Genomic DNA, 23,236 nt, shown 5'->3' with positions numbered 1-23,236 from the left:
ACCAACGACGTGCTGTTCCTCGGCATCATCCAGCGTCGCGGTTCGCCACCGGGCGTGCCGAACATCGAAGACCTGTCGCGCCAGCTCACGTTCCAAGCGTTGGTCGAACCCGCCAAGTAAGCTCGACGGGGCGGGAGCTCGCTGCTCCCGCCCGCGCCTTGCTTTAGAACTTCTGCCCGAACTTCAGCCCGATGAGGCGCGGCTGATTGGTCACGATGTAGGGCTTGGTACACATCTCCTCGCGACACTGCGAAAAGCGTGTGATGTCCGCACGTTTGTCGAACGCATTGTTCACGAACAGCTGCGCCGTCCACGAACCGTTACTCAAGCCCACCGAAAAGTCGGCGATACCGTACGCACGGTTCTTGCCGAGGACGGCTTCATCGAAAGACGCCAACGCCGAATGGGTCTCCGACTGATAAACGAACGCGGCCTGCGCGAACGCATCCAAGGAACCCACCTCGAACCGATACCGGCCGGTCAGATTGCCTTTGAACTCCGGCACCAGCGGCAACTTGGCGCCGTCGCCGGCACCGTGTTGAACGTCGGCACCGCCATACGGATCCGGACCAAAGCAATTGGCCAACGGTAGCGGCTCGCCGTCCGTATCCAGCAGCTCGCAGAAGTCGCCACGCAACTTGGCATCGAGCAACGACACGCCTGCCGAGATCAACAAACTGTCGGTGGCCGCAAACTCCACATCGGTTTCGATGCCTTTGATACGAGCACCGCCGGCGTTGGTAACGTTGGTGAGGCCGTTCTCGCCGGTGAACGAAAACTGGAAGTCGTCCCAATCGAGCATGAACAGCGCGCCGTTGAACCGAACCCGATTGTCCAGCCAGGTGGTCTTCCAGCCGACCTCGTAGTTTTTCAAATAGTCCGCGTCATACGGCGGGAACGTGCCGCGACGATTCACGCCGCCGGGCCGGAAGCCTTCGGAGTACGTGACATACACCATGCGACTGTCGTCGAACTTGTAAGTCAAGTTGACCTTGGGAGTGAAGCCGTCTTCATTGACTTTCCGTTGCAGGTTTTTACAAGGCGCGGTGCTGACTGCGCTGTACGGCACCCAGCCCGACCGGTCGCCAACGGCGTCGCCTGCAAGCAAACTGCACAGCGCTTCGCCGCTGCGACCGCTACTGCTGTAACCCTCGCCGTAACCGAAGAAGCCTGCGAGAGAATTCTCGGCTTTGAACCAGCGCCCACCGCCAGTGATCGTCAGGTTGTCGGTGATGTCGAAACTGAGTTCACCGAACACCGCGTAGTCGCGATCGACGCGCTCTTGCTCGGTCAGCCAGATCGTGTCCGCCCAACCGCTGACTTCATACACCGGCGTCAGATCGTCGATCTTGTAACGCTGTTCGATCTGATGCTGTTGCCGCTGGAAGAACAGGCCGCCGACGAACCGCGTGCGCCGATCGCTGGGCGTGGACAAGCGGATTTCATGACTCTGCCGCTTGTAGCGATCTTTGCCCTGGATGTACTGCGTCGGCTCGATGGTGTCGCCGTCGTCGTTGTACACCGTGTAGCCATAGGAAATGTCATAGAACAACGAGTAGTCGGAATAGTCCTGCTCGGTGTCGACATCGCGTTTCAAATACGAGCCCGCGTACACCACATCGAGATTGGCGATCTTGCCTTCCACCGTCAGCGCCGCTTGGGTCCAACGATCGTCGGCATGCTCGGGCCGATAGCGCGCTACCTTCAGATCGCCCAGGCTCGGATCGTAAGCAAACGCGCCGTGCGATTCCTGCTGCTGATGCATCAAGGTGGGCGTGATAGTCCAGCTGTCGTTCAAATCCACACGCAAGGCGGCACGTGCGCCGTAAGTGTCGACGTTGTTGTAGTCCTCTTTGACTCGTCCGCGGTTATTGATGGTGATGTCGGCCGTGGGATAGTAACGATTGGCCTCGACATTGCTGATGTAGCCAGCATCGCGTTTGCCGTAGCCAACCAGACGAATCGCCGACCTGTCCCCCAGCGGCAGATTGGCGAAACCTTCCGCGACATACCCCGCCTCGCCATCCAGCATGTTGCCTTCGATGTCGTAGCCCGCGGCGAATTTGGTGGGATCGGGCTTATTGGTAATGATACGAATCGTGCCCGCCTGCGAGCTGGCACCGTACAGCGTGCCCTGCGGCCCAGCGAGTGCTTCCACTCGCGCAATGTCGTAGACGTGCACATCCAGCGCACCTTGAATGGTGGTGATGGGTTGCTCGTCCAAATAAATGCCGACCGTGGGCAACGGGCCAGAGTGATTGCCGTTGTCACCGCTGCTGACGCCGCGAAAAAACACTCGCGCAAAACCGGGGCCGGACGAGGTGTACGACAGACTGGGCAGGAACTTGGCGTAGTCGTCGAAATCCGAGACGTGCAATTCTTCGAGCTTGGCGGTGCCCAGCGCCACGATGCTGAGCGGTACTTCCTGCAGATTCTCCTGGCGCTTCTGCGCCGTGACGATCATTTCTTCCAGCACCCCGCTCTCGTTGGTCTGAGCGGCGGCGGTGGATAAGGTCGCCGTCAAAGCGGCAACCAATGGAACTGACATCGATAGCCGGCGACCGTGCCGGTATCGACCCTTGTGAGCATGCAAGCGACGTTCAACCATCTTGCTCTCCCCATGTTGTAGCCGCTGTAGTTCCTGGCGGCTGATGACTCAAACTAGATCAACTAAATTTCTCCGGAACGGCAGGATAGGATTCGAGCACCGGCCCCAACGCGCGCTTGAGCGGCACGAGCCAAGGTTCATAGTGCTGCCAATGATCGACGCCGTCGCGATAGATCGGACGGCGCACTTGTTCTGAGCTAGCGGTGCGTACCGCGCGCTCGTTCTCATAGAAGCGCAGACAGCGCTCATCGAACGGCAATCCGCAGTAGTCGAGCAAGCGACGCACTTGGGTCTCGGTGTCGTCGACCAGGGTTTCGTAAATCACTCGATGCACTCGACCCGGCAGCACCGTGTCGAAATGCGCCATGAGTTCGACATAGTCACGGTAGTAGCGACCGAGATCCTCGAGACCATAAGTAAAGTGCTGGCCGCGAGCGAAGTGCTGTTTGAAGCCGGAGAAACAGCAGCCGAGTGGATGACGGCGTGCATCGATGATCTTGGCGCGCGGCAGGATCAGTTGGATCAAGCCGATGTGCGCGAAATTGTTCGGCATCTTGTCTATGAAAAACGGCGTGCCGCTCTTGCGCTGGATGCGAGTGTTGGCGATGTACTGTTCGCCCAACGCACGCAACTCGTCAACCGACAACTCAGCGAGCACTTCCGGATATTTCGAAGCAGTACCGCGCGCTCGCCCGCCACCTAGCGCTCGCGCCATGTCGAGAATGTCGGGCAACTCCATGGTGCCCTCGACCAGCGGATGACTGGACAGGATTTGTTCCAGCAACGTCGAGCCCGCCCGCGGCAGCCCGACAATGAAAATCGGATCCGGCGCGGGCGAACCCCAATCCGCTCGCTTGGCGAAGAACTCCTGACTCAGCAGCTGTTTCGAACGTCGCATCTGCTGCGAATTCTCGTCGGCATCGTATTGAACCAGCTCGCGACGCAGCCGATTGCCCACCTCGTAGTGCTCGAATGACTTGGCGTAGTCGCCAGCATCTTCGAATGCCTTGCCCAGCGAGAAGTGAAAATGAAAACGATCTTCCTCGCTCAGCTGATCACGCCGCAGCTGCGCCTGCATCGCCGCGACATCCCGATCGGTGAAGCGGAATGTTTTTAGATTCGCCAGGCTCCAGTAAGCCTCGCCGAGCTGCGGCGACAACTCGATGGCACGTCGATAAGTGTCGACGCATTCGCCCTGCTGACCGGCGGTCTTCAATGCATGGCCGTAACTCATCCACACTTTGGCGTTGCGCGGATATTCCTTCACGACCTCGGCATACAATTGCAACGCGCGGTCATATTCGCCCGCTCGCCCCAACACCGCCGCCTGCAAATTGCGATAACTCGCGTTGCGCGGGTCGCCCGCCAGCAAACGCTCCAGCTGATCTAGCGCCTGCGCCAGCTTGTTCTGGCGGTTCAATACATACGCGTAGTTGTGGCGTGCGCCTTGAAAACTCGGCGCCAGTTCCAGACAGCGCTCCAGCAGTACTTCCGCATCGGCGTAACGACCGAGCCGCGCCGCCACTTCAGCAAACATGCGAATGGCGGCAACGTCGGAGGGAAATTGTTTGAGATGTTCACGCAGCAGCGCTTCGGCGACAGCGATGCGATTTTCTGCCAGCGCCGCACCCGCTTCCAACAAACGCGGATCGCGAGTGGAAAAACGAATGTGCTGTGCGTACGCATGGTCCGCAGCTTCGACATCGCCGGCGACGGTGAGATGATCCGCCAAAGTGCGCCATGCCGCCGACAGATCGGGCTGCAATTCCACCGCCCGCCGCAAGGCCGCCACCGCTTCGGCCTCGTGCCGAGTAGCGCCGAATGCCAGGCCCAACTCGAAATGAACGGCCGCCCAGCGCGGCAGCTGTTGACTCAAACCGGTGAGAATTTGTATCGCTTCGTCCGGGGCGCCGGAACTACGGCGCGCGGCGGCTAACAGCAATTGCGCCATGGGTTGCCCAGGCACCGCCTTGAGGATTTCTTCGGCCTGTTCCGCGGCCGCGATCGGATCCTGTTGTAGTAGACGCCTGGCATGAGCCAGGGCCACCTCCAAGGTTCCGACCGGTTCCGGTGTCGCGCTCATTCAGCTGCCAGTGACACGCAAGTCCCCACCGACGATGCGACCGATCATAACGCCGCGCCCGGGCGGCGTGCGAATTATCAGAAGCAGCAGCGCAAGTGACGGCGATCTGCTAGATTTTTGCGCTTCGTTTTTTCGCCGCACGGACATTACAACGAATGCAACACCCCCCTGCGCGCGACGCCTCGCGTCGCCCTGCCGTGATTCCCTTGCTGGCTCTTTTGTTGAGCGCCTGCGCGACTGCCCCGCAGTCACAGGCACCGACACAGCAAGCAACCACAGCGACTACTCCTACCACACCGGCGCCGTATACATCGACTTATAAGGTGCCTGCATCGGGGGCAACCCTGATTCGCGGCGCGACCGTGCTCACCGGCACCGGCGCACGCATCGACGGCGGCGATGTACTGATCGTCGGCGGCAAAATCGCTGCGGTGGGCAACCAATTGAGCGCACCGGCCGGCGCCACCACCATCGAAGCCAACGGTCGCTGGGTCACCCCCGGCTTGATCGACGTGCACTCGCATCTCGGCGTGTATTCAAGCCCGGGTGTGGACGCACATAGCGACGGCAATGAGATGGTCGATCCAGTAACCGCGCAGGCCTGGGCCGAACACGCGCTCTGGCCGCAGGATCCCGGCTTCCAGACCGCGCTCGAAGGCGGCGTCACCACGATGCAGATCCTGCCCGGCTCGGGCAATCTGATCGGCGGCCGCGGCGTCACCGTGAAGAACGTGCACGTCACCACCTATCAGGCCATGAAGTTCCCCGGCGCGCCGCAGGGACTGAAAATGGCGTGCGGCGAAAATCCCAAGAATTTCTATGGCGGCAAGGGCCAGGCGCCGATGACGCGCATGGGTAACGTCGCCGGTTATCGCCAAGCGTTCGCCGATGCGCAGGCGTATCGCGAAGAATGGAACAAATATCGCCGCGAACTGGCGGCGTATGAAAAGAAACAAAAGGATCCGGCCGGCAACAAGAAAGACGAGGACAATAAACCGCCGTCACCGCCGAAGCGCGACCTGAAGTCCGACACGCTGGTCGGCGCCATGAATGGCGAAATTCTGGTGCACATTCATTGCTACCGCGCCGATGAAATGGCCATCATGATCGATCTGTCCAAGGAATTCGGCTTCAAGATCGCCGCCTTCCATCACGCGGTGGAGGCCTACAAGATTGCCGACGTGCTCGCCCAACAGGGTATCTGCGGCGCCGAGTGGGCCGACTGGTGGGGCTTCAAGATGGAAGCGTTCGACGGCGTGATGGAGAACCTGGCGCTCACCGATCTGCCCCGCAATGGCTGCGCCATCGTGCACTCGGATTCGGCCGAAGGTATACAACGGCTCAATCAGGAAGCCGCCAAGGCCATGGCTCGCGGCAACCGCGCCGGCCTGAACATCTCGCGCGAGCACGCCATGATCTGGCTGACCCAGAATCCGGCCAAGGCGCTGGGCATCGATAAAGTCACCGGCACGCTGGAAACCGGCAAGGCCGGCGACGTGGTGATCTGGAACAGCGATCCGTTCAGCGTGTACGCGCTGGCCGAGCAGGTGTTCATCGACGGCGTGCTGACTTACGACCGCGCCCACCCGCCGACTCAACCGCCTTCGGACTTCATGCTCGGTCAATTCGAAACCGGCAAAGGGAGCGCACAATGAAAACTCTGATCGCTGCTTTGCTGCTGGTCGCTGCCACCAGCGCCGGTGCCCAGGATGTTCTGATTCGCGGCGCGACGGTCCACACCGCCACGGCCAAAGGCACGCTCACCAACACTGACGTGCTGATCCGCGACGGCAAGATTCACTCGGTCGGTAACGGTCTTTCCGCCAGCGGTGCCGTGAGCATCGACGCCAAGGGTCGCGCGTTGACGCCGGGCATGTTTGCTGGCCTGAGCGTCATCGGCATCCAGGAAGTCAACCAGGAGTCGACCACCAACGATGCCGCCCTCGGCCTGGGCGCTCCTGCCTATGAAATGCAATGGCGGCCGGAGTTCGACGTGACCGCTGCTTACAACGGTCGCTCGGTGATCGTGCCGGTCACGCGTGTCGAAGGCATGACCTGGACGGTGCTCAATCCCAGCATCGCCAGCGGCGGCAATTTCCTGGCGGGCCAAGGTGCAGCGGTGACGCTCGACGGCCGTGATGACGCCGTGCTCGACGGCAGCCGTTCGTTGTTCATCAATCTCGGCGGCCAGATGAACTCACATTCCGGCGGCAGCCGGGCCGCGCAATGGATGTTGCTCGATCAAGCCGTGCACGAAACGCGCAACCGCGTGACCGACAACAAAGCGTTGATGCATCCGTTGGGTCGCGACGCGTTCGCTCGCTATCTGGCCGGTGGACGCGTGGTGTTCAACGTCGATCGCGCTGGTGACATCGTCAAGACGATCGCCTTCGCCAAACGTTACGGCATCAAAGCTGTGATCGCCGGCGGCGCCGAAGCGTGGATGGTGGCGGACGCCCTGGCCGAAGCCAAAGTGCCGGTGGTCCTCGATGCGCTCGCCAATCTACCGGGCACGTTCGATCAGCTCGGCTCGCGACTCGACAACGCGGCGCTACTCCACAAGGCCGGTGTGAAAATCACCTTCAGCCAATTCGAAGATAGTCACAACGCTCGCAAGGGCCGTCAGCTGGCCGGCAACGCCGTCGCTCATGGCATGCCGAAAGAGGCAGCCATCACCGCGATTACTGCCGACGCCGCCGACATCTTCGGCCTCGGCGCAACACGTGGCCGAATCGCGGCCGGACAGGCTGCGGACCTGGTGTTGTGGAGCGGTGATCCGCTCGAAGTCACCAGCCTGGCCGATCAGGTCTGGATTGCGGGCCGCGCCATCGAGATGCGTTCGCGCCAGCTGGAACTGCGTGACAAGTACCTCGAACGGCTGAAGCGCGTCACCGCGAACTGAGCTGTCAACCTGGCGAGACTTGGTGCGTTGTATGGGAGAACGCCGGCTCAACCGCCGGCGCTTCTCTGGAACACTGAGGAAAGCACCATGTCTCGCACGTTCATTTCCGCCGCTCTGTTGTTATTGTTAAGCGCGCCGCTGATGGCGCAGTCGCGCGGCGAAGGCGCATTGGAAAAGGCCGACACCAACAAGGACGGTTCGGTCACTCGCGAAGAATATATCGCCGCTCGCGCCGAGCGCTTCACCAAGCTCGACCGCAACTCCGACGGCGTCATCGACAGCAGCGATGTGCCCGAACAACTGGCCGCGCGCCGGCAGAAAAAGGGTGGCGGCGATTTCCTGTTAGAGCAGTTCGATACCGACGGCGACGGCAAAGTCACGCGGGAAGAGTTCGTCAACGGCCCGACGCTGTTGTTCGATCGCGCCGATACCGACAAGAGCAACGTGTTGGATCCGCAGGAGCTGGCAGCCGCGAAAGAAGCTGCCAAGGCCGCGCGCGAGAATTGGCGCAATCGGAAGACGCAATAATTCCCGGCGAGCGATCGATCAGGGCGCTCCGCTCCAGATCGCATCGTTCTTCATCGCTGATACAAACAGCAGACGCGCGTTCAATCCGGCGCGCGCCATGCCATCGACTTCATAGAGCGACTCGAACGACTTGGCGCCCGCAGCTTTGGCGCCAAGCTCTTCCACACCGGCGCGACGCGATAGCGTTTCAGCCACATGCATCACGCCATTGTCGCGCGTCCCTGAGATCACCACGACGCGATTGCCGTTCGGACCGGCAAAGGTAGAGAAATAACCGAAGTCGCGAAATGCGCCGCCTTCGGCGCCCATGGGCATGGCGGTGCTGACGTAGTCGGTGCCGGTCTGGCTGTCGTGCAACTCATCGAACGAACCACCGAGTGCGAGCCGCGATTGCGCGAACACTCGATCGCCAAGCATGCCCATGCCGCTGATATATCCAACGTACACGACATGACTCGATTTCAACACGCGCGGGTCGAGCGTCGAGAGCAACGACACCCGCACCTCTTTGCCGGCATTCAACACCGGCACCAGGTCCTGCAAGGCGAACGCGCTCGCGGCCGGCAGATACGTGAGATCCAGATTCCGATAGCTGCGCATCAGCTCCGGATTGAGCTGCAGGTGGTCCAGAAAATCCTGATTGGAGTTGATGTGGAACTCGCGAACCAGTCGCTGCACATTGTTGGCGTCGTCCACCTGACCCAGCAGGAAGTAATCGCCCACCACCAGCGTGATGGGTAAGTCGTCCGCCAGCAGCGGGCCCCACACGGCACTGTGCCGGACCGCGTTCAGATTCCGCTCCTGAGGATTGAGCGTCAGCGCATACGTGAGCACGACGCCGATAGCGAAAGCCACCGCCAAGGCCAGCGCCGGTTTGAACCACGTCCGCCAGCGAGGGGCACTGGGCGGCGGCGATACCTGAACGAGTGTCGGCTCGACCGCTGGCTCGACAATAGCCGCCGCGGTTGCCGGCTCGAGCACCAAGCGATACTCACCCTTGGGAATAGTGATGCGACTGTCGTTGGCCGCCGGCGAGCGAGTGGCGAACTCCTCGAGACGGCGGCGCAGTTTGTGAACATACACGCGCACCACCGAGTCCTGCGCCACATCGAAGTTGGCACCCTTGCCGAATACTTGCAGAGCGATCTCGATTTCTTTGGGCACCTCACCGGTCAGCGAGCGCGACAACAGGAAATCGAACAGGCGCGACAACGCTCCCGGCTTGCCCAGCAAGCCGCTGGCACGGAACAGCTCCGCTTGCCGCCGCAGTTCATCGAGCGCTGTCATGCCGAACGCCGCGCCATCCCCGGTCAGGGCCAACATCGTAGGAGCTTTAACGTTAAGTAACGTCATTGGAAACAGTAAATTACTCAAGCTTCAATCGCAGCTAGTTTGCCCGAGCAGTAACCAACATGCGGTAGCCGCCCGGTTATAGAACGGTGCAAGGGGCAACAATGGCCGCTCTGCCAATTGTCTGCTATAGTCCGGCCAATTGGCACACGAGTAACCTGTGATCATGGGCGAGTCCGGCATGCGAGTTGCGGACGTCTTGGGGGGCACCAAGACTCTTGGCGAGCGCCCGAAGAATACCGATGACTGGATGGCTCTGATCGAGACTGGGTTGCCGGCAGCAGCAGCCGAGGCGATCAAGGACGTGGTTGGTCTGGACGATCCAACCCTAGCCGTGGTGCTCGGCGTCAGCATCCGAACCATCGCGCGCGCGCGCTCTACACGAGACGGCCGCCTGGATTCAGTGGTCAGCGACCGCCTCTACCGACTGGCTCGACTGGTCGCTATCGCGCGTGTCGTGCTGGAGCACGACGACAAGGCCGTCCACTGGCTCACACATCCGCAGCCCGGCCTCGGCGATCGCCGCCCCATCGATCTCGCCAAGAGCGAACCCGGCGCGCGGGAAATCGAAAACCTGTTGCTGAGAATCGAGCACGGCGTGTATTCGTGAGCGTGCACGCATTCCGGCTGGTCAAGGCCAAGCATGCCGACCAAGCCTTCTCGGGCGAAGGCGCACGCCTGGTCGGCGGCCGCTGGAATCTGCCCGGCACGCTGATGATCTACACCAGCGAAAGCTTGTCGCTCGCGGCATTGGAAACATTCGTGCATTTGCAGCCGGTGGATAAACGGATTCGCTATGTATGGTTCCGCGTAACCATTCCAGCGAATGTTGCCATCGACACCCCCGCCGCTTTACCAGCCTCGTGGCAAGCCTCTCCGCCCAGCGAGGCAACACAACGCATCGGCACAGCCTGGGCCAAGAAAGCCTCCGCAGCCGTGCTACGCGTGCCTTCCATTCTCGTGCCCGGCGAGCACAACCTGCTGCTCAATCCACAGCACGCCCAGTTCAAGCGCCTGAAGCTCACCAAGCCCCAACCATTCGACTTCGACGGCCGGCTCTGGAAAGACACGCGGAAATAAACGCGGCAATAAAAAAGGGCGCCCGAAGGCGCCCTTTGTCGAATCGAACGTCCAGTGCCGATCAGGTGGCCTGCACGGCGAGCAAGCGCACGCGGAGGTATTGCTGACGCAGCGACTCTTCGAGCTCGCGAACGCGACGCAGGGTCTCGTTGTGCTCGATATGGTCGATGACGGCCTTCTTGGCGGCGTCGACGCGTTCCTGTTGCAAGGTCGCCCAGTGAGCCAGGGTCTCCTTGAAGTGCTGCATCTCGGTCTCCAGCGACTGGCGCAGGGTGGCGAGGCGGCCGTGGTCCTGGCATTGGCCCAGGTTCTCTTCGGCCTTCTGCAGCTGCCGCTCCACCAGCGCCTGACGGATCTGGAACTCGGGAACGCGCTTCAGCGAACGCGCCAGGCCGAGGAACTTACAGGCGGAGATCAGCCACTTGGTCGGGTCCCACTGGTACCAGCGGATGCCATTGCGATAGTCCCACTGAAACAGGTGGTGATAGTTGTGATAGCCCTCGCCCCAGGTGAACAGCGCCAGCACGCCGTTGTCGCGCGCGGTGTTCTCGGTGGTGTAAGGACGGCTGCCCCAGTAGTGGGCCAGCGAGTTGATGAAGAACGTGCAGTGATGGCTCACCACCAGGCGCAGGAAGCCGCCGAGCAGCAGGCTGCCCCAGATGTTGCCATTGATGATGCCCAGCGCCAGCGGGATGGCGATGTTGGTGCCGACGGCCAGCAGCAAGTAATACTTGTGCTGGAAAGCGACGATCGGATTGGCTTCCAGATCCTTGGCGTTGCGGAAATCCTGCCGGCCGCTCTCGTAGTTGCGGAGCATCCAGCCGAGGTGCGAGAACCACAGGCCGCGCTTGGCCGAGTACGGGTCATGATCGACATCGTCGACGTGACGATGATGCACACGGTGCGAGGACGCCCACACCAGGATGCTGTTCTGGAGCGCCATGGCGCCGAAGATCATGTAGAAAATCTGTAGCGGCTTGGAAGCCTCATAGCTGCGATGGGCCCACAGGCGGTGATAGCCGGCGGTGATGGACATGCCATTCAAGGCCCACAGCACGAAGAAGGACACCCATTCGAAGCCGTCGAAGCCGAAGGTCGCCGCGTACCACGGGAACACCGTGACCACCGGAACAGTGGTCAACAAGAACATGATGATCGCGGGCCAGTTGAGCGGCGCGCGGTTCGTCGAGGCGTCAGCGGTCATCGGCACTCCGGACAAGAGTTGAGGCGTGGATCCTAGCAGGGGTGAAAGCGGATTTCCGCGCAATAATGAACCGATAAACCCCGGCCCGTACCCAGGAAGGGTACCGGCCAGGTTCAGGGATTGCCCTAGGTGCGGAGCCCTTGAATTGCCAACTAGCGCTCAGCCAGCGCCGCGACCAAGGCGCCGCGGGCGGTGGCTGTCAGCGGATCGCTCGCCATCCGCACTTCGCCGATCTGGAACGGCCAGGAGCGGCGACGCAGGGCCTTCTCGAAATGGTCGCGGAAACCGTTGGGCTTGGAGGTGCCGCCGGCCAGCACGATGGGCATGGGCTGGTCGTTGCGCGGCAGCCGAGGCGTCTTTTGCACGGCCCGGCCCAGTTCCTCGACCAGCGACTCGATCAACTTGTCGTAGTAGATGCGCAGCGCCTTGTCGATCTTGTCGCCGCCCTCGCGGTTCAGGTCCAGCGTCTCCTCCTTGATGGCCTTGACGCGCGTGGCCGGCTCGTTGACGACCGCGCCGACGGCGGAGTCGACGTAATCGCCGCCCTGCCCCAGGCTCATGGTCAGCGACGGAATCGACAAGTACGAGATCGCGACGTTGCACATGCCGCCGCCGCAGGAAATGCCGATGCCGGTGAAGCCTTCCTTCGCCAACTCGGCCAGCACCACCGCCAGACCTTCGTTGACGGCCAGCGGCGTATAGCCGCGCCCCTTCAAGTACTGCTTGATCGACCCTTCGTGATAGGTCAGCTCATGACCCGTCTCGGTGGCCGCGGCCGGCACGGAGAACGCCAGCAACTCACCCGGATTGCGCGACACCGGCACCAGCGTGCTCAGCACCGTCTCCAGCACATGCGTGGCTTGCGGTTCGTTGGGATTCAAAATGCCCTTGGCCATGGGCCGACGCACGTTGGCGTTGAAAATGTGCGCGAACTTTTCCGAAGCGTCGCCATAGACGATGAGCCGATCGTCCTCGCGATAGAACGGCGTGCGATTGGCCTTCAGGCTTTGCTCATGCAACGCCGAGTACGGCACGTCGAAAAACGCATTGAGCTGCGAGTCCGTGCTCGGCGAAACATTGTCGCCGCGGGCAGCAACCACTTTGCTGGTGCCCACGTCGAGACCGATGCGCGTGCGGGTACCGCTCTGGCTGTTGCCAGTGAGGTGACCTGCGCCGGACGCTTCCGAGCCGTGGTCGTTACGATCGTCCATAGCGTTACCCTCTCTTATTGACCGTCGTTGAAACCGGTGATTGCTGATTGGCACTTTCCAGGGCGGACTCTGCCCCTGCGGGAGTCGGCAACGTCGCGCGCCAGCGCCGATATTCCTCTTGGCGCTCCCGCCGTAAATCCTCGAGCGAAATCGAACGTTCGCGCGCATCGCTGGCGAACTGCCGTTCGGCCGCGACCAGTCCGGGCCAACGCTCGCCGACCGTGCGCAAGAATTCGCTGTCGTAGTTGAAGCCGAACAGCGCCACGCTCGGCGGCGGCTGCGAATACAAATCCGGCAAGCCGAACGCCGCGAACGGAAAGCCGCGCGCCCAATCCAAGTGATAGCCGATCAAGCCACGCTTGGGCGACACGCTAGCGAGTCCATGTGTCACACACATTTCCGGCGCGATCGCGAACCGCTGCCGCAGGTAATTGGTGAGATTGCGGCCGGCGATCAACTGCGCTCGCGTAATAGGCAAGGTGCGCCCGCCTTCCCAACGCGACTCGAACGATACGCCCAAGAACGCCGAATTCAGATCCAGATAAACCTCGTCACCGCGCGCCCACACGCCGTGGCCCGCGTGATTCGCGCGGCTGTCATCATCGACGACGCGGTAGACGCGGCCGAAGCGGTCGATCATGTAGTTGTAAGCCTGCTCGCGCTTCACGAAACGCAACAGCGCTTCCGAGCCCTGCCGCAATTCTTTTTCGTAGCCCGGCTCGAGCGGCCACAGGTCGCTCTCCGATGTATGAAACAGAATGCCGATGGGGCGCGAGAATTTAGTCGGCAACAATTCGCCGCCGCGTGAATGCACTCGATAGTCACGCGCTGTGCCCTTCACCGCATACTTGGTTTCGATGCGCAACCCGTTGCTATATAGCTCCCAATCGGGCCCGCGGTCCGCGAGCCACAGCATGGCGGGAACGATGCCGAGATCTTCAGCGGCCAATGTCTCTGCCACCGGCGGCTGATTTACTGGCGCTGCCACTTCGGGCGTGGCAGTCAGCAGCGGCGACACAACCATCGGCGCGGTTGCTGATTCGATGACTGTGGCATTCGCTTCGGTGGAAGAAGCAACGGCCGCAATGGGCTTGGGCTCAGTGCTGCCCCACTTGTTGATTTGCCAGGCGACGATGGCGACCAACACCGGCACAAACAACAACGCAGCCGCTGTCGTGCCGACGACTACGCGACGCGCCGTCTTGCGCGCGTTGAGTGTGCGCTCGGCGATTTCTTCATCAGCATCGGCAACGGCGTCGAGCGCTTGCAAGCCTTTCAAGCGATACCACGCGCGTCGAGCGGGAGCGATGGGAACGAGTTGCACGAGAGCGCTGTTGTCGCCCTCTTCGTTGAGCGCGCTTTGTAAATAGCGCAGCTTGACGATGGGATCGTCGATGTCGTCGGTGATGCGTGTCAGCTCATCGCCGCACTCACGGCTCACGGGCGGCCGCTCACGCCGATAGCGCTCCGTCGGCGAGCCTCTCGCTGCAGCCGTCATGGGCCGGCCATCCATCCAACGAAAACAATGGGATGCACGTTATGCCTGCGAACATTCTGCGTTGCAATCGGGGATTACAGACGCGTTATGTCCGCCGAACTAGTACCTAGTTCACGTTCCGCCCATTTGCTGGCGTAGATCCTCGCTGGTGAGCACTCCGGAAACCGCGGCGCGCGAGCCGCTTGCCGCATATTTATAGGCTCGGGGCTTCTCGCCCATCCACGCCGGGTCGATGGCAAAGCGGAGCGCCTCCTCCGACGCGCCAGAGAATGCATAGGCCTCCGAGCGCACCCCCAGCTCGGCGAGACGCTGACGAATGTCAGACGCTGCGGTTACAGGATCGGTGGAAATGGTGACCACTTTGAGCGCCGGTTGCTTCTTCTGCGCAACCGCCAGGTTGGTGAGCGACTTCATGCAGTAGACACATTCGAGATCCCACAACACCACCCAGTACTCCGAGCCCGCGTGTTGTTGCTCGATCTTACGCAGCGTGTCGCGGCTGAACGGTTTGACCGCGTCGTCGCTGGTGGCATCGCCGAGATTTGCGACAGCGACGCCGTCAGCCTTGCGCCAGACGATCAGCATCGACGTGTCATTGCTCAACAGTCGCGGCTGATCGGACTCGCCGTCAGTTTGTAACGTCGGGCCGGGATTGAAGTGACGGCCGCCGTCTTTGGACAACCACGATTCGATGCGAGTCGCGGTGCCGTCGAAACGTTTCCACACGATGCCGACGATGTTGCCTCTCGCCGCGATGTCGGCATGAGTTGCGCCTGCTGGCAGCGCCTGCACCGCTTTTGGTTTGTCGCTGCTCAGTTGGCCGTAGAAGGCGCGGCCTTCCCCGTCCACTTGGTTGAACCAAACCGCGTGACGCGTGCCGTTTACTGTTACTGATAGAGAGGGTCCGTGATGCGGACAAGCGTCGATCTTCCATCGATCGGTCGTGGCGCGCTCGATCACGATGTCCTTGCCTTCCGGTTGTAACACCGCGAAGGCGTGGTCGCGTTCGTTGGGCGGGAAGACGTGCCGCCACATAGCGACGGCCCGTCCTTTCTCATCCAGTGCCAAGCCGATTCGACAACACTCGCAGCTGTTGTCGGCGAGCTTGTAGTCGCCGCGCCAACTCGAGCCTCGATCATCTGAGTAAGCGTAGTAGACCGCTGCGCCTGCGTAGTCGCGCTTCGCCGCTTGCGCGATGGTGAGATCGCGCTTATCGATCCAGGCGACCCAGATGCGGCCGGTGCCGTCTACCAGCATGGACTCGAAGCGATGCGTGATGAGTTGACGATCTCGATGCACGACGCTTGGCTCGGACCAAGTTTTGCCGCCGTCGAGCGAACGGGTGAAACGAATGTCGCCGGTGAACTTCTCCGAGGTCGGAGAAGTCCAGGACACATAGATTTCATTGCGTGGGCCGAAAGCAATCTTCGGGCGATTCTCGCCGTCGGCCGACACCGGCTCGGGCTTGGAAGTGACGCGAATGGCTGGCTGCCAGGTTGCGCCGTTGTCGTCCGAGCGCTCTACGATCACGTGTGCGCTCTTGTCGACCGGCTCGTTACGCACGATCCACAGACGGTTCTGATGATCAAAGGCTGCGGTCGTGCCTAACGCACGACCGTGAGACATGGCCGCGGACGCTGGCTGCGCCAGTGCCGCTAGAGAGAGAAAAAATAGAATCGACAACGAGCGCCGGCTCAGAACACGGCGCATCGCCAGCTTGCGCCAACCATCTTCGACTACGGCCGCGAGACCAGTGAGCGTTGGCAATTTCATCGCGCCCCCTCGAACGACCAGCGCGCTTCGACGAATGCGGTGCGGCCCGGATACGGATGTGCTTGGTAGGCTCTTTCGTCGGTGATGTTATCCACGCCCAACGCCAACTCAACATTGCTAGCCATCGTGTACGCCACTCGTGCATCCAGCATGGTGAATCGCGACACCCCGCCGTACGTATCGGGATTGATGTCGTCGTTCTCCAGCCGATTGAACATGCGCCCGGAGTAGCGAACACCGAGGCTGGTCAGCCACTGATCCGTCGGCCGCCACACGGTCTGCAGATTGCCGCGCCACTTGGGAATGCGCGGCCAGAGCTTGCCCACCGAAATGGGAAAGTTGTCGTTCTCCAGAATCTCGGCCTTGGCATACGCCAGGCTGCCGTCGAACGACAACGATTCGATGCCCGGCGGCGCAATGGTGAACGCCGTTTCGATCCCTCGCGTGCGCACGCGGTCGACGTTTTGCACGTTAGTGACATTCGGCGTCACCGTGATGTTGGTCTGACTGAAGATGCTATCGCGCACGTCGTCCTGGAATAACGACGCCCGCAGCTTGCCCCAACTCAGCCAACGCTCGACGGTGAAGTCCACCGAATCGGAACGCTCGGGCTTCAAGTTCGGATCGTTGACCACGATGGTCCCGGCCGTGCTCGTGCCTTGAAACAATTCAGGCACAGTGGGGAAGCGCACACCACGACCTGCACTTACCCGCAGCGTCCAATCGTCACCCAGCGCATAAGCAAGTGACGCCTTCGGCGACAGCGCACTGTCGCTACGCTCGGGATAATTCACAGACGCTGCACCGGCGCGTTGACCACCGTTGAACGCCGTCCAGTCCTCATAACGAGCACCCAACGTCAGGGTCCAGCGAGCCGCAAGCCGCCATTCGTCTTGCAAGTACACCGCTTGCAAGCGCGTCTGGCCGAACACGTTCTGTGTCAACGCACCGCTTGCTACGTTGTAGACGGGATTATCGAGTTGGTATTCGTTGCGATGAAAGCCCACCGCCAACGTGTGACGACCGCCGGTCCAATCGTCAGCGACTGGCGTGTAGACACCCTGCACTTCGAACGTTTGCCAGCCGGTGCCGTCACGCTCGGTGTCAGTCGGCTCGGCCACCACCCGCGCGCCTTCGATCAATGTGTCTTCGAGGAAGTCATAGCGCGAATAAACCAACGAGCCATTCCAACCGTCAGCCTGCGTAGTTCGCAGCGTTGCTCCCCAATGCCGGTGCTCTTCCTGGCGCGTGCTCGGCAAGAACGCAGTGGCCGGCACATTGAACGTGACTCCATCCGCAATCACGCGGCCAGACCACACTTCATTGCCGGCTGCGTCTCGCATGAAGGTGCGGTTCTTGGCCTCGGTGTCGTTGCGCCACAGAGCCACGAACCCTTCCAGCTCCAACCAATCGGTGAACGCGTAGCCGCCACGCAGCTTCACTTGGTCTTGAATGGTGTGATCGATAGCTCCGGCATTGGCGCCGAACACCGCCCGTCTGCGACCTTGCGGGTCGGTATCGAAGCGCACGCCCGTCACAGGAGTTGCCGCACCCGACACAGTCGGAAACTGCCCGGCCGCGTTGGCAGAGACGGTGTAGTACTGCATCGGATGCCCAGTGGCATCCTGACGATTAGCCGCCAACGTAAACCACACATCGTTGTCGAAACGGTTGCCGAGGAACGCCGACACCTGATAGCCGGTGTAGTCGTCGCTCAAACCATACTCATCGAAGTGTTCGCTGAAGGCCGTAGTGCGCACGCTCATGGTCAAGTCATCCGGCCGACGCGTACGAATCGCCACCGTCGTGCCGATGGAATTGCCCGGGTAAGTCGCCGAGTACGGGCCGTACAGCACGTCCACGCGCTCGATCTCTTCCGGCGCGATCATGTTCCAGCGAGGCGCATCGAAGCGGCCGAGAAAGTTCGACAACAGATAGCCGTCCATGAAGACCAGGCCGCGAGCCGGCTGCAACGTGGAAAAGCTACGACCGCCGATCAGCGCGTTACGGTCGCCGATGTAGCGCTTACGAATGGTCAGATTGGGTAAATACTTGAGCGAGTCCTCGGGATTGAAAAGATTCTGGGCGCGCAGCTCTTCGGCCGTCTTCGAGGCCGTCGTGTTGGGCACGTCCACACCGGCGCGCTCGCGCTGGCCGGTAACTGTAATTGCATCGATCAATTTGTCCGTCGCCACGCCTTGAGCGTGCACGCAGACAGGCGCGCCGGCACTCAGCAGTACCGCCGTCGCGAGAAAAGTTCGGGTGTCCATGAATCGACTCCATGACCATCGCCAACCGCGACATGCTTGGTCGCGGCACTCGAGAGCGCGGAACGGTCGGGAGCGAGCAGCAATGCCCGCAACCTAGGTCGCGGCGCCCTCACTTGGTATCGATGTCAGGCGAGGCTGGGCGGACCGCGAATGCGGTCGGTGCGAATCGGGCCGACACGGAAGGTCGGCGCGGACAGGAATTGGAAACGTTCGTCACTCGGGGCTGAGATGACATTCGCGTGATAAGCGATTTGCGACGGCGTGGCCGACGCGACCAGGGAGAACGGACACGGCGCGTTGTCCTGCGCGGCGTGCGCGGACGATGCTTGATCCGACCCGCCGCCGTGATGCATGCCCTGATGATGTTGGGCATGCGCCTGATGCTCGGCGTGTTCACCGCCCTGCGACTTGCCCGGCAGCTGCACGACGCCCGACGGGCAAAACATCAGCTGCAGCTGACCCGCTTCCACCGACAACATGAAGCCGGTAGGAATCAGCGCCCGCGCCAGCAGCAGCGGGAGGATCCAGAGGCTCAACCAGTTGAGGTGATGGCGACGCATAACGGTGCGGGCGGCAGTATACGCCCGACCCTCGCCAGCAAACACTGCCCAAGGTGGGCCGCGCGCCGCACCAGAGCGGGCAAATTGTCCCAGCTGGCTGGTACCAAAGGGTGGGTATCTTAAAGAGCAGTCTCTTTTTGGGCATTACTGCCCTTGCATGAGCTGTCTAGCATTCAGCCGTCGCAATAACACCGAAGGGAGCAAGCGATGGATACCGAACTCTGCGAGCAGGCCGACATCTACGAACAAGTCCGTGAAGCGGTCCGGCAGGCGGTCAGCGACACCCTGGCTCGCATCGCCACCCGGGACGACTTGAACACTCTGTTGTTGCAACTCATGCCGACGCCGCCCTCGCCGCCTGCCACCCCCGTGTCCGTTCGTTTGACGGCTCGCGAACAAGAGATCCTCGAACGCATCACCGCCGGCGACAGCAATAAGGTAATCGCACGCACCTTCGATCTCAGCTTGCACACGGTGAAGCGTCACGTCGCCAACATTCTGACCAAGCTCGGCGTCAACTCCCGAGTGCAGGCGGCGACCTGGAAGTACGCCCGTCACTGATGCGGCCGTCTTCAGTCATGTTGTCGCCGGAGCACATCCTGCAGACGGGCTTCGGCTTTCGCGCGTCACAAACGTTATTGTCGGCGGTCGAGCTGGGTTTGTTCACCGAGCTCGGCAAGGGCCCGCGTTCCCACCGTCAATTGCGTCGGACGCTCGGGCTCAGTCCTCGCGCCATCGGCAAACTGCTGGAGCCGCTCGTGGCCTTGGGCTTGTTGGAACGAGAAGGCGACGATATCGGCGCGGTGTACGTCAACAGTCGCGAGAGCGGTCATTTCCTGAATCGAAACAGCCCGGGCTATTTGGGCGACCTGCTACTCCAAAGTACCCATCGAAAATCTTTCGGGCGTGAACTGTCGAACGTCGCAGCACTATTACTCGCCGAACGCTTCGACTTCGCCAGCCATGGAACCGTGCTCGACATCGGTAGCAGTCGGGGCATGTTGGCTCGGACCATCGCCGCCCGACATGCGCACCTATGTTGTACGCACATCGCCATTCCGACTGGCGCGACTGTCGAATCATTGCCGCGCGCAGACGTGATGGTTACGTCGATGAGCCTGCGTCGCCTCGATGTCTCGGCTCGTTCCGCGCTCATCAAACGCATCTATCAAGCATTGCCTCCTGGCGGTTGCTTGATCGCCATCGAACGCTTGATCAGCGAAGATCGGCGGCGCGGTAGCCCGGGCCCGTTGGCGATGTTGTTGGGCGCCGAGTCTCGGCGCCATCCAGCGCTCAGCGGGTCGGAGCTGGACCATTGGTGTCGAGCCGCCGGCTTTGAACGCACCGAACTGTTGCCCTTGATCGGGCCGCTGGTAGCGGCGTCATTCGCTCGGTAGCAGCAACCGATACCCGACGCCTGCCTCGGTGAGCAGAAACTGCGGCCGGGCCGGATCCGGTTCCAGTTTTTGTCTCAGGTTCTTGATACAGACTCGCAGGCTTCTAGAGTCGCCCAGCTTGTCCGGGCCCCAGGCTTCGGCGATGAGTTGGCGTTGCGTGACGATCATGCCGGTTTGACGCGCGAGGCTTTCCAGCACTCGGTATTCGAGCGGCGTGAAATGAACGTCACCCTCGGCTCCACTGGCCTGACGGCGAGTCAAATCGACAACGACAGCACCGATCTGCAACGTCGGCACTTGCTCGGCGCTGCGAACATTGCGTCGTAGTGCCGCGCGAACGCGAGCCAACAACTCAGGAGCGCTGAACGGCTTGGTCACATAGTCATCCGCGCCAGCATCGAGCGCCTCGATTTTTTGCGCCTCCATGGTCCGTGCCGAAAGCACGACCACAGGCACCGGCGACCATTCTCGAATCGAGCGAATTACTTTGAGCCCGTCGGCATCCGGCAATCCCAAATCCACCAGCAACAGATCCGGCTTGTGACTGCGAGCCTCGACGATAGCGCGAGCCGCGGTCTCCGTTTCTATGACTCGATAGCCGGCAGTCCGCAGTAGCGTGCGCAGGATGCCGCGAATATCCGGCTCGTCTTCGACGATCAGAATTTGATGCAGCGCCTGCGTCACGCGACGCCTTCCTTCACCGGCAAAGTGAATACAAATCTGGCGCCACCACCAGGCCGTGCGCTGGCAGAAATATCGCCACCGTGAGCGCGCACGATGGCTCGGCAGATCGCCAAACCCAAGCCCGCACCAACGGTGACACCCTCTTCGCTGCCGCGCTGAAACTTATCGAACCAGTGACTGCTGTCCCCCTGCGGCAAGCCAGGGCCGGCATCGTCACAGGTGACGCGCACAACCTCCTCGCTAGCGACGACGGAGATCTCAACTGGCGTTCCCGCCGGTGTGTACTTGACCACGTTATCCAGCAGGTTGACGAAGACCTGCACGATCAATCCAGCATCGACATACACCGGCGGCAAGTCCGCTGGCAGCTGTGAACGAAAGGGATGCGAGCCGAGCCGCTCCTGCATACGAGTGAGCGCGGTGCCGAGCAGATCGTCCAAGGTCTGCCAGTCCCGTCGCAGCACGACTTGTCCGGATTCCAAGCGCATCAGGTCGAGCACATTGGAAACCAGATCCGTCATCTCACGCGCCTTGTTCTCGATGGACTGCGCAAGCTTTTTACGCGCCTCCTCGTCCAACCCGGCGCCATGTTCTGACAGCGTGCTGCTGGCACCAGCGATGACTGCAAGCGGAGTCCGCAAATCATGCGAGATCGACGCCAGCAAGGTGTTTCGCAAACTCTCGGTCTCGGCCGCAACACGAGAGGACTCGGCCACCTCGGCCAACTTGCCCCGCTCCACCGCCAGTCCGATCTGCGCCGCGAATGTTTCCAACAAATGCCGCTGCTCGGGCAACAACACCCGACGACGATTCTGTGGCAGAACAGCCAGAACGCCGAGTCGCTGCCGTTCATTGCCGAGCGGCAGATACAAAGCCGGCGCCGCTGGCAACGTGTCCGAATCGAGCCCAGCGCGCCGGCCATGATCGAGCACCCACTGCGCAATCGATAGATCGGCACCTCGCAACGCGCCCGCCTCCGGTAGCTCGCGAGGATGCGCGAGTTGTCCGGACGAGTCAGGCAACAGCACGACGGCCTGACACTGAAACACCTCAGCCACGTGACGGACGGCAACCCGCGCCATCTCAGCGATACCACGCGTCGCCGCCAACTCGCGACTCATGGCATACAGCAAGTAAGTTCGACGTTCTCGCGCACCGGCAACGCGAGTCTGTTGACGCACGCTGGCCATGAGATTGGTGATTACCAAAGTCACGATCAGCATCACGACGAACGTGACCACGTACTGAGCATCGGCCACGGAAAACGTGAATTGCGGCGGCACGAAGCAGAAATCGAACGCGAGCACATTCGCGATTGCGGTCACCACCGCTGGGCCTCGCCCGAACCGTACGCCCGCGATGGTGGCACCCAGCACATACACCATCACGATGTTCACCGGCTCGAAGCTAGGCAGCATGGCAAAGCCGATCAGCGTGCAGATCAACGTGGTCGCAAATGCCCACAAATAACGATCCCAATGAACCGGCGTAGCAATCTCCGGCCCATCGGTTCGAGTTTCAGTCACTCGCTGAGAGGCATCCGCAGCCGCAATGGTGATGACATCGAACCCTTTGGCCTGGCGCGCCAATGCCGTGGCGGTGGACGCTCGCCACAAAGCTCGCCAACCACGACGCTTGGGCGCGCCAACGATGACGCGAGTGGCATTCCGAGTCTGCGCATACTGAGTCAGCGTTTCGGCTGCTGTCGGACCATCCAGCGTTACTGTCTCAGCACCGAGCGATTCAGCGAGCCGCAGCACATCGATGCGACGATTACGCTCGTGCTGTGACAATCGTTGCAGCTCGGGCGTTTCGACATAGACCACCGACCAGACCGCATCGAGCGCGTCCGCCATTCGCTTGCCAGCACGCACCAGCTGTTCCGCCTGCGCGTCGGGGCCGACCGCAACCAGCAAACGATCTCGCGCCATCCAGGCTCGCGATGCGTGGTCCGAGGTAGCCGTGGCACGGGCGCTTGCGTCGACACGATCCGCCATCCGCCGCAACGCCAGCTCGCGCAGTGCGATGAGATTGGACTTGCGAAAGAAACGATCCGCCGCCGTGCGCGCTTCTTCCGCCAAATAGATA

At 61.5% G+C, this 23,236-nt stretch carries 18 protein-coding genes; 7 read left to right on the top strand and 11 right to left on the bottom strand.

What is annotated here, in order from left to right; translation table 11 throughout:
* Positions 1-163 precede the first annotated feature (163 nt).
* Together JNL55_RS29810 and JNL55_RS29805 are read right to left on the bottom strand one after the other, a co-directional pair.
* Complete coding sequence (locus tag JNL55_RS29810) at positions 164-2,608, bottom strand: TonB-dependent receptor (protein ID WP_293863194.1); 2,445 nt, start codon at positions 2,606-2,608, stop codon at positions 164-166.
* 58 nt (positions 2,609-2,666) lie between these two features.
* Positions 2,667-4,691, bottom strand: a complete 2,025-nt coding sequence (locus JNL55_RS29805) for a tetratricopeptide repeat-containing sulfotransferase family protein (protein ID WP_293863192.1) — start codon at positions 4,689-4,691, stop codon at positions 2,667-2,669.
* A gap of 155 nt (positions 4,692-4,846) precedes the next feature.
* On the opposite strand from JNL55_RS29805, the gene JNL55_RS29800 reads away from it, so the two are divergent.
* The 3 genes from JNL55_RS29800 to JNL55_RS29790 all read left to right on the top strand — a co-directional run bounded on the left by JNL55_RS29800 (position 4,847) and on the right by JNL55_RS29790 (position 8,121).
* Complete coding sequence (locus tag JNL55_RS29800) at positions 4,847-6,346, top strand: amidohydrolase (RefSeq protein ID WP_293863190.1); 1,500 nt, start codon at positions 4,847-4,849, stop codon at positions 6,344-6,346.
* Positions 6,343-7,593, top strand: a complete 1,251-nt coding sequence (locus JNL55_RS29795) for an amidohydrolase family protein (RefSeq protein WP_293863188.1) — start codon at positions 6,343-6,345, stop codon at positions 7,591-7,593. Before JNL55_RS29800 ends, JNL55_RS29795 begins: the two co-directional genes overlap by 4 nt.
* Positions 7,594-7,680: 87 nt before the next feature.
* A complete protein-coding gene (locus JNL55_RS29790) occupies positions 7,681-8,121 on the top strand; it encodes an EF-hand domain-containing protein (protein ID WP_293863186.1) in 441 nt (146 codons plus the stop codon).
* A gap of 18 nt (positions 8,122-8,139) precedes the next feature.
* On the opposite strand, the gene JNL55_RS29785 is transcribed toward JNL55_RS29790, so the two are convergent.
* Positions 8,140-9,444, bottom strand: coding sequence for a hypothetical protein (locus JNL55_RS29785; RefSeq protein ID WP_293863184.1), 1,305 nt, complete (start codon positions 9,442-9,444; stop codon positions 8,140-8,142).
* A gap of 193 nt (positions 9,445-9,637) precedes the next feature.
* Here JNL55_RS29785 and JNL55_RS29780 point away from each other — a divergent pair, with 193 nt between their 5' ends.
* The gene (locus JNL55_RS29780) at positions 9,638-10,081 is read left to right on the top strand and encodes an antitoxin Xre/MbcA/ParS toxin-binding domain-containing protein (RefSeq protein ID WP_293863182.1); all 444 of its coding nucleotides are present in this window, start codon (positions 9,638-9,640) and stop codon (positions 10,079-10,081) included.
* Positions 10,078-10,551, top strand: coding sequence for an RES family NAD+ phosphorylase (locus JNL55_RS29775; protein ID WP_293863180.1), 474 nt, complete (start codon positions 10,078-10,080; stop codon positions 10,549-10,551). The genes JNL55_RS29780 and JNL55_RS29775 overlap by 4 nt, the downstream gene beginning before the upstream one ends.
* A 61-nt stretch (positions 10,552-10,612) precedes the next feature.
* On the opposite strand, the gene JNL55_RS29770 is transcribed toward JNL55_RS29775, so the two are convergent.
* The 6 genes from JNL55_RS29770 to JNL55_RS29745 form a co-directional block, all read right to left on the bottom strand.
* On the bottom strand, positions 10,613-11,755 hold the full coding sequence (locus JNL55_RS29770) for an acyl-CoA desaturase (RefSeq protein WP_293863178.1): 1,143 nt from the start codon (positions 11,753-11,755) through the stop codon (positions 10,613-10,615).
* Between the two features lie 152 nt (positions 11,756-11,907).
* Positions 11,908-12,966 (bottom strand): cell division protein FtsA, encoded by a 1,059-nt coding sequence (locus JNL55_RS29765; RefSeq protein WP_293863176.1) that lies wholly within the window; start codon positions 12,964-12,966, stop codon positions 11,908-11,910.
* Positions 12,967-12,970: 4 nt separating this feature from the next.
* Positions 12,971-14,464, bottom strand: coding sequence for an N-acetylmuramoyl-L-alanine amidase (locus JNL55_RS29760; RefSeq protein WP_293863174.1), 1,494 nt, complete (start codon positions 14,462-14,464; stop codon positions 12,971-12,973).
* A gap of 111 nt (positions 14,465-14,575) precedes the next feature.
* Complete coding sequence (locus tag JNL55_RS29755) at positions 14,576-16,237, bottom strand: sialidase family protein (RefSeq protein ID WP_293863172.1); 1,662 nt, start codon at positions 16,235-16,237, stop codon at positions 14,576-14,578.
* A complete protein-coding gene (locus JNL55_RS29750) occupies positions 16,234-18,507 on the bottom strand; it encodes a TonB-dependent receptor (protein WP_293863170.1) in 2,274 nt (757 codons plus the stop codon). Before JNL55_RS29750 ends, JNL55_RS29755 begins: the two co-directional genes overlap by 4 nt.
* Positions 18,508-18,632: 125 nt before the next feature.
* Positions 18,633-19,067 (bottom strand): hypothetical protein, encoded by a 435-nt coding sequence (locus JNL55_RS29745; RefSeq protein ID WP_293863168.1) that lies wholly within the window; start codon positions 19,065-19,067, stop codon positions 18,633-18,635.
* A gap of 207 nt (positions 19,068-19,274) precedes the next feature.
* Between JNL55_RS29745 and JNL55_RS29740 the strand changes: the two genes are divergently transcribed.
* Together JNL55_RS29740 and JNL55_RS29735 are read left to right on the top strand one after the other, a co-directional pair.
* Positions 19,275-19,628: a LuxR C-terminal-related transcriptional regulator gene (locus JNL55_RS29740; RefSeq protein ID WP_293863166.1), complete on the top strand. Its 354-nt coding sequence runs from the start codon at positions 19,275-19,277 to the stop codon at positions 19,626-19,628.
* Positions 19,628-20,464 (top strand): methyltransferase dimerization domain-containing protein, encoded by an 837-nt coding sequence (locus JNL55_RS29735; RefSeq protein WP_293863164.1) that lies wholly within the window; start codon positions 19,628-19,630, stop codon positions 20,462-20,464. Before JNL55_RS29740 ends, JNL55_RS29735 begins: the two co-directional genes overlap by 1 nt.
* On the opposite strand, the gene JNL55_RS29730 is transcribed toward JNL55_RS29735, so the two are convergent.
* Together JNL55_RS29730 and JNL55_RS29725 are read right to left on the bottom strand one after the other, a co-directional pair.
* Positions 20,450-21,148 carry a response regulator gene (locus tag JNL55_RS29730; RefSeq protein ID WP_293863162.1) on the bottom strand — a complete coding sequence of 233 codons (699 nt, stop codon included), beginning with the start codon at positions 21,146-21,148 and terminating at the stop codon, positions 20,450-20,452. The two genes, JNL55_RS29735 and JNL55_RS29730, sit on opposite strands and share 15 nt — an antisense overlap.
* The coding region (locus tag JNL55_RS29725; RefSeq protein WP_293863160.1) for a DUF4118 domain-containing protein at positions 21,145-23,236 on the bottom strand (2,092 nt) is incomplete at its 5' end. The genes JNL55_RS29730 and JNL55_RS29725, both read right to left, overlap by 4 nt.

The organism is Steroidobacter sp. (assembly GCF_016790065.1).
In the GTDB taxonomy this organism is placed as follows: Bacteria; Pseudomonadota; Gammaproteobacteria; order Steroidobacterales; family Steroidobacteraceae; genus Steroidobacter.
This window is presented reverse-complemented; position numbering and strand designations above follow the sequence as displayed.

Coding starts and splice junctions, on each gene's coding strand:
- JNL55_RS29810 (WP_293863194.1), bottom strand. CDS start 2,608: ATGGTTGAACGTCGCTTGCATGCTCACAAGGGTCGATACCGGCACGGT.
- JNL55_RS29805 (WP_293863192.1), bottom strand. CDS start 4,691: ATGAGCGCGACACCGGAACCGGTCGGAACCTTGGAGGTGGCCCTGGCT.
- JNL55_RS29800 (WP_293863190.1), top strand. CDS start 4,847: ATGCAACACCCCCCTGCGCGCGACGCCTCGCGTCGCCCTGCCGTGATT.
- JNL55_RS29795 (WP_293863188.1), top strand. CDS start 6,343: ATGAAAACTCTGATCGCTGCTTTGCTGCTGGTCGCTGCCACCAGCGCC.
- JNL55_RS29790 (WP_293863186.1), top strand. CDS start 7,681: ATGTCTCGCACGTTCATTTCCGCCGCTCTGTTGTTATTGTTAAGCGCG.
- JNL55_RS29785 (WP_293863184.1), bottom strand. CDS start 9,444: ATGTTGGCCCTGACCGGGGATGGCGCGGCGTTCGGCATGACAGCGCTC.
- JNL55_RS29780 (WP_293863182.1), top strand. CDS start 9,638: ATGGGCGAGTCCGGCATGCGAGTTGCGGACGTCTTGGGGGGCACCAAG.
- JNL55_RS29770 (WP_293863178.1), bottom strand. CDS start 11,755: ATGACCGCTGACGCCTCGACGAACCGCGCGCCGCTCAACTGGCCCGCG.
- JNL55_RS29765 (WP_293863176.1), bottom strand. CDS start 12,966: ATGGACGATCGTAACGACCACGGCTCGGAAGCGTCCGGCGCAGGTCAC.
- JNL55_RS29760 (WP_293863174.1), bottom strand. CDS start 14,464: ATGACGGCTGCAGCGAGAGGCTCGCCGACGGAGCGCTATCGGCGTGAG.
- JNL55_RS29755 (WP_293863172.1), bottom strand. CDS start 16,237: ATGAAATTGCCAACGCTCACTGGTCTCGCGGCCGTAGTCGAAGATGGT.
- JNL55_RS29750 (WP_293863170.1), bottom strand. CDS start 18,507: ATGGACACCCGAACTTTTCTCGCGACGGCGGTACTGCTGAGTGCCGGC.
- JNL55_RS29745 (WP_293863168.1), bottom strand. CDS start 19,067: ATGCGTCGCCATCACCTCAACTGGTTGAGCCTCTGGATCCTCCCGCTG.
- JNL55_RS29740 (WP_293863166.1), top strand. CDS start 19,275: ATGGATACCGAACTCTGCGAGCAGGCCGACATCTACGAACAAGTCCGT.
- JNL55_RS29735 (WP_293863164.1), top strand. CDS start 19,628: ATGCGGCCGTCTTCAGTCATGTTGTCGCCGGAGCACATCCTGCAGACG.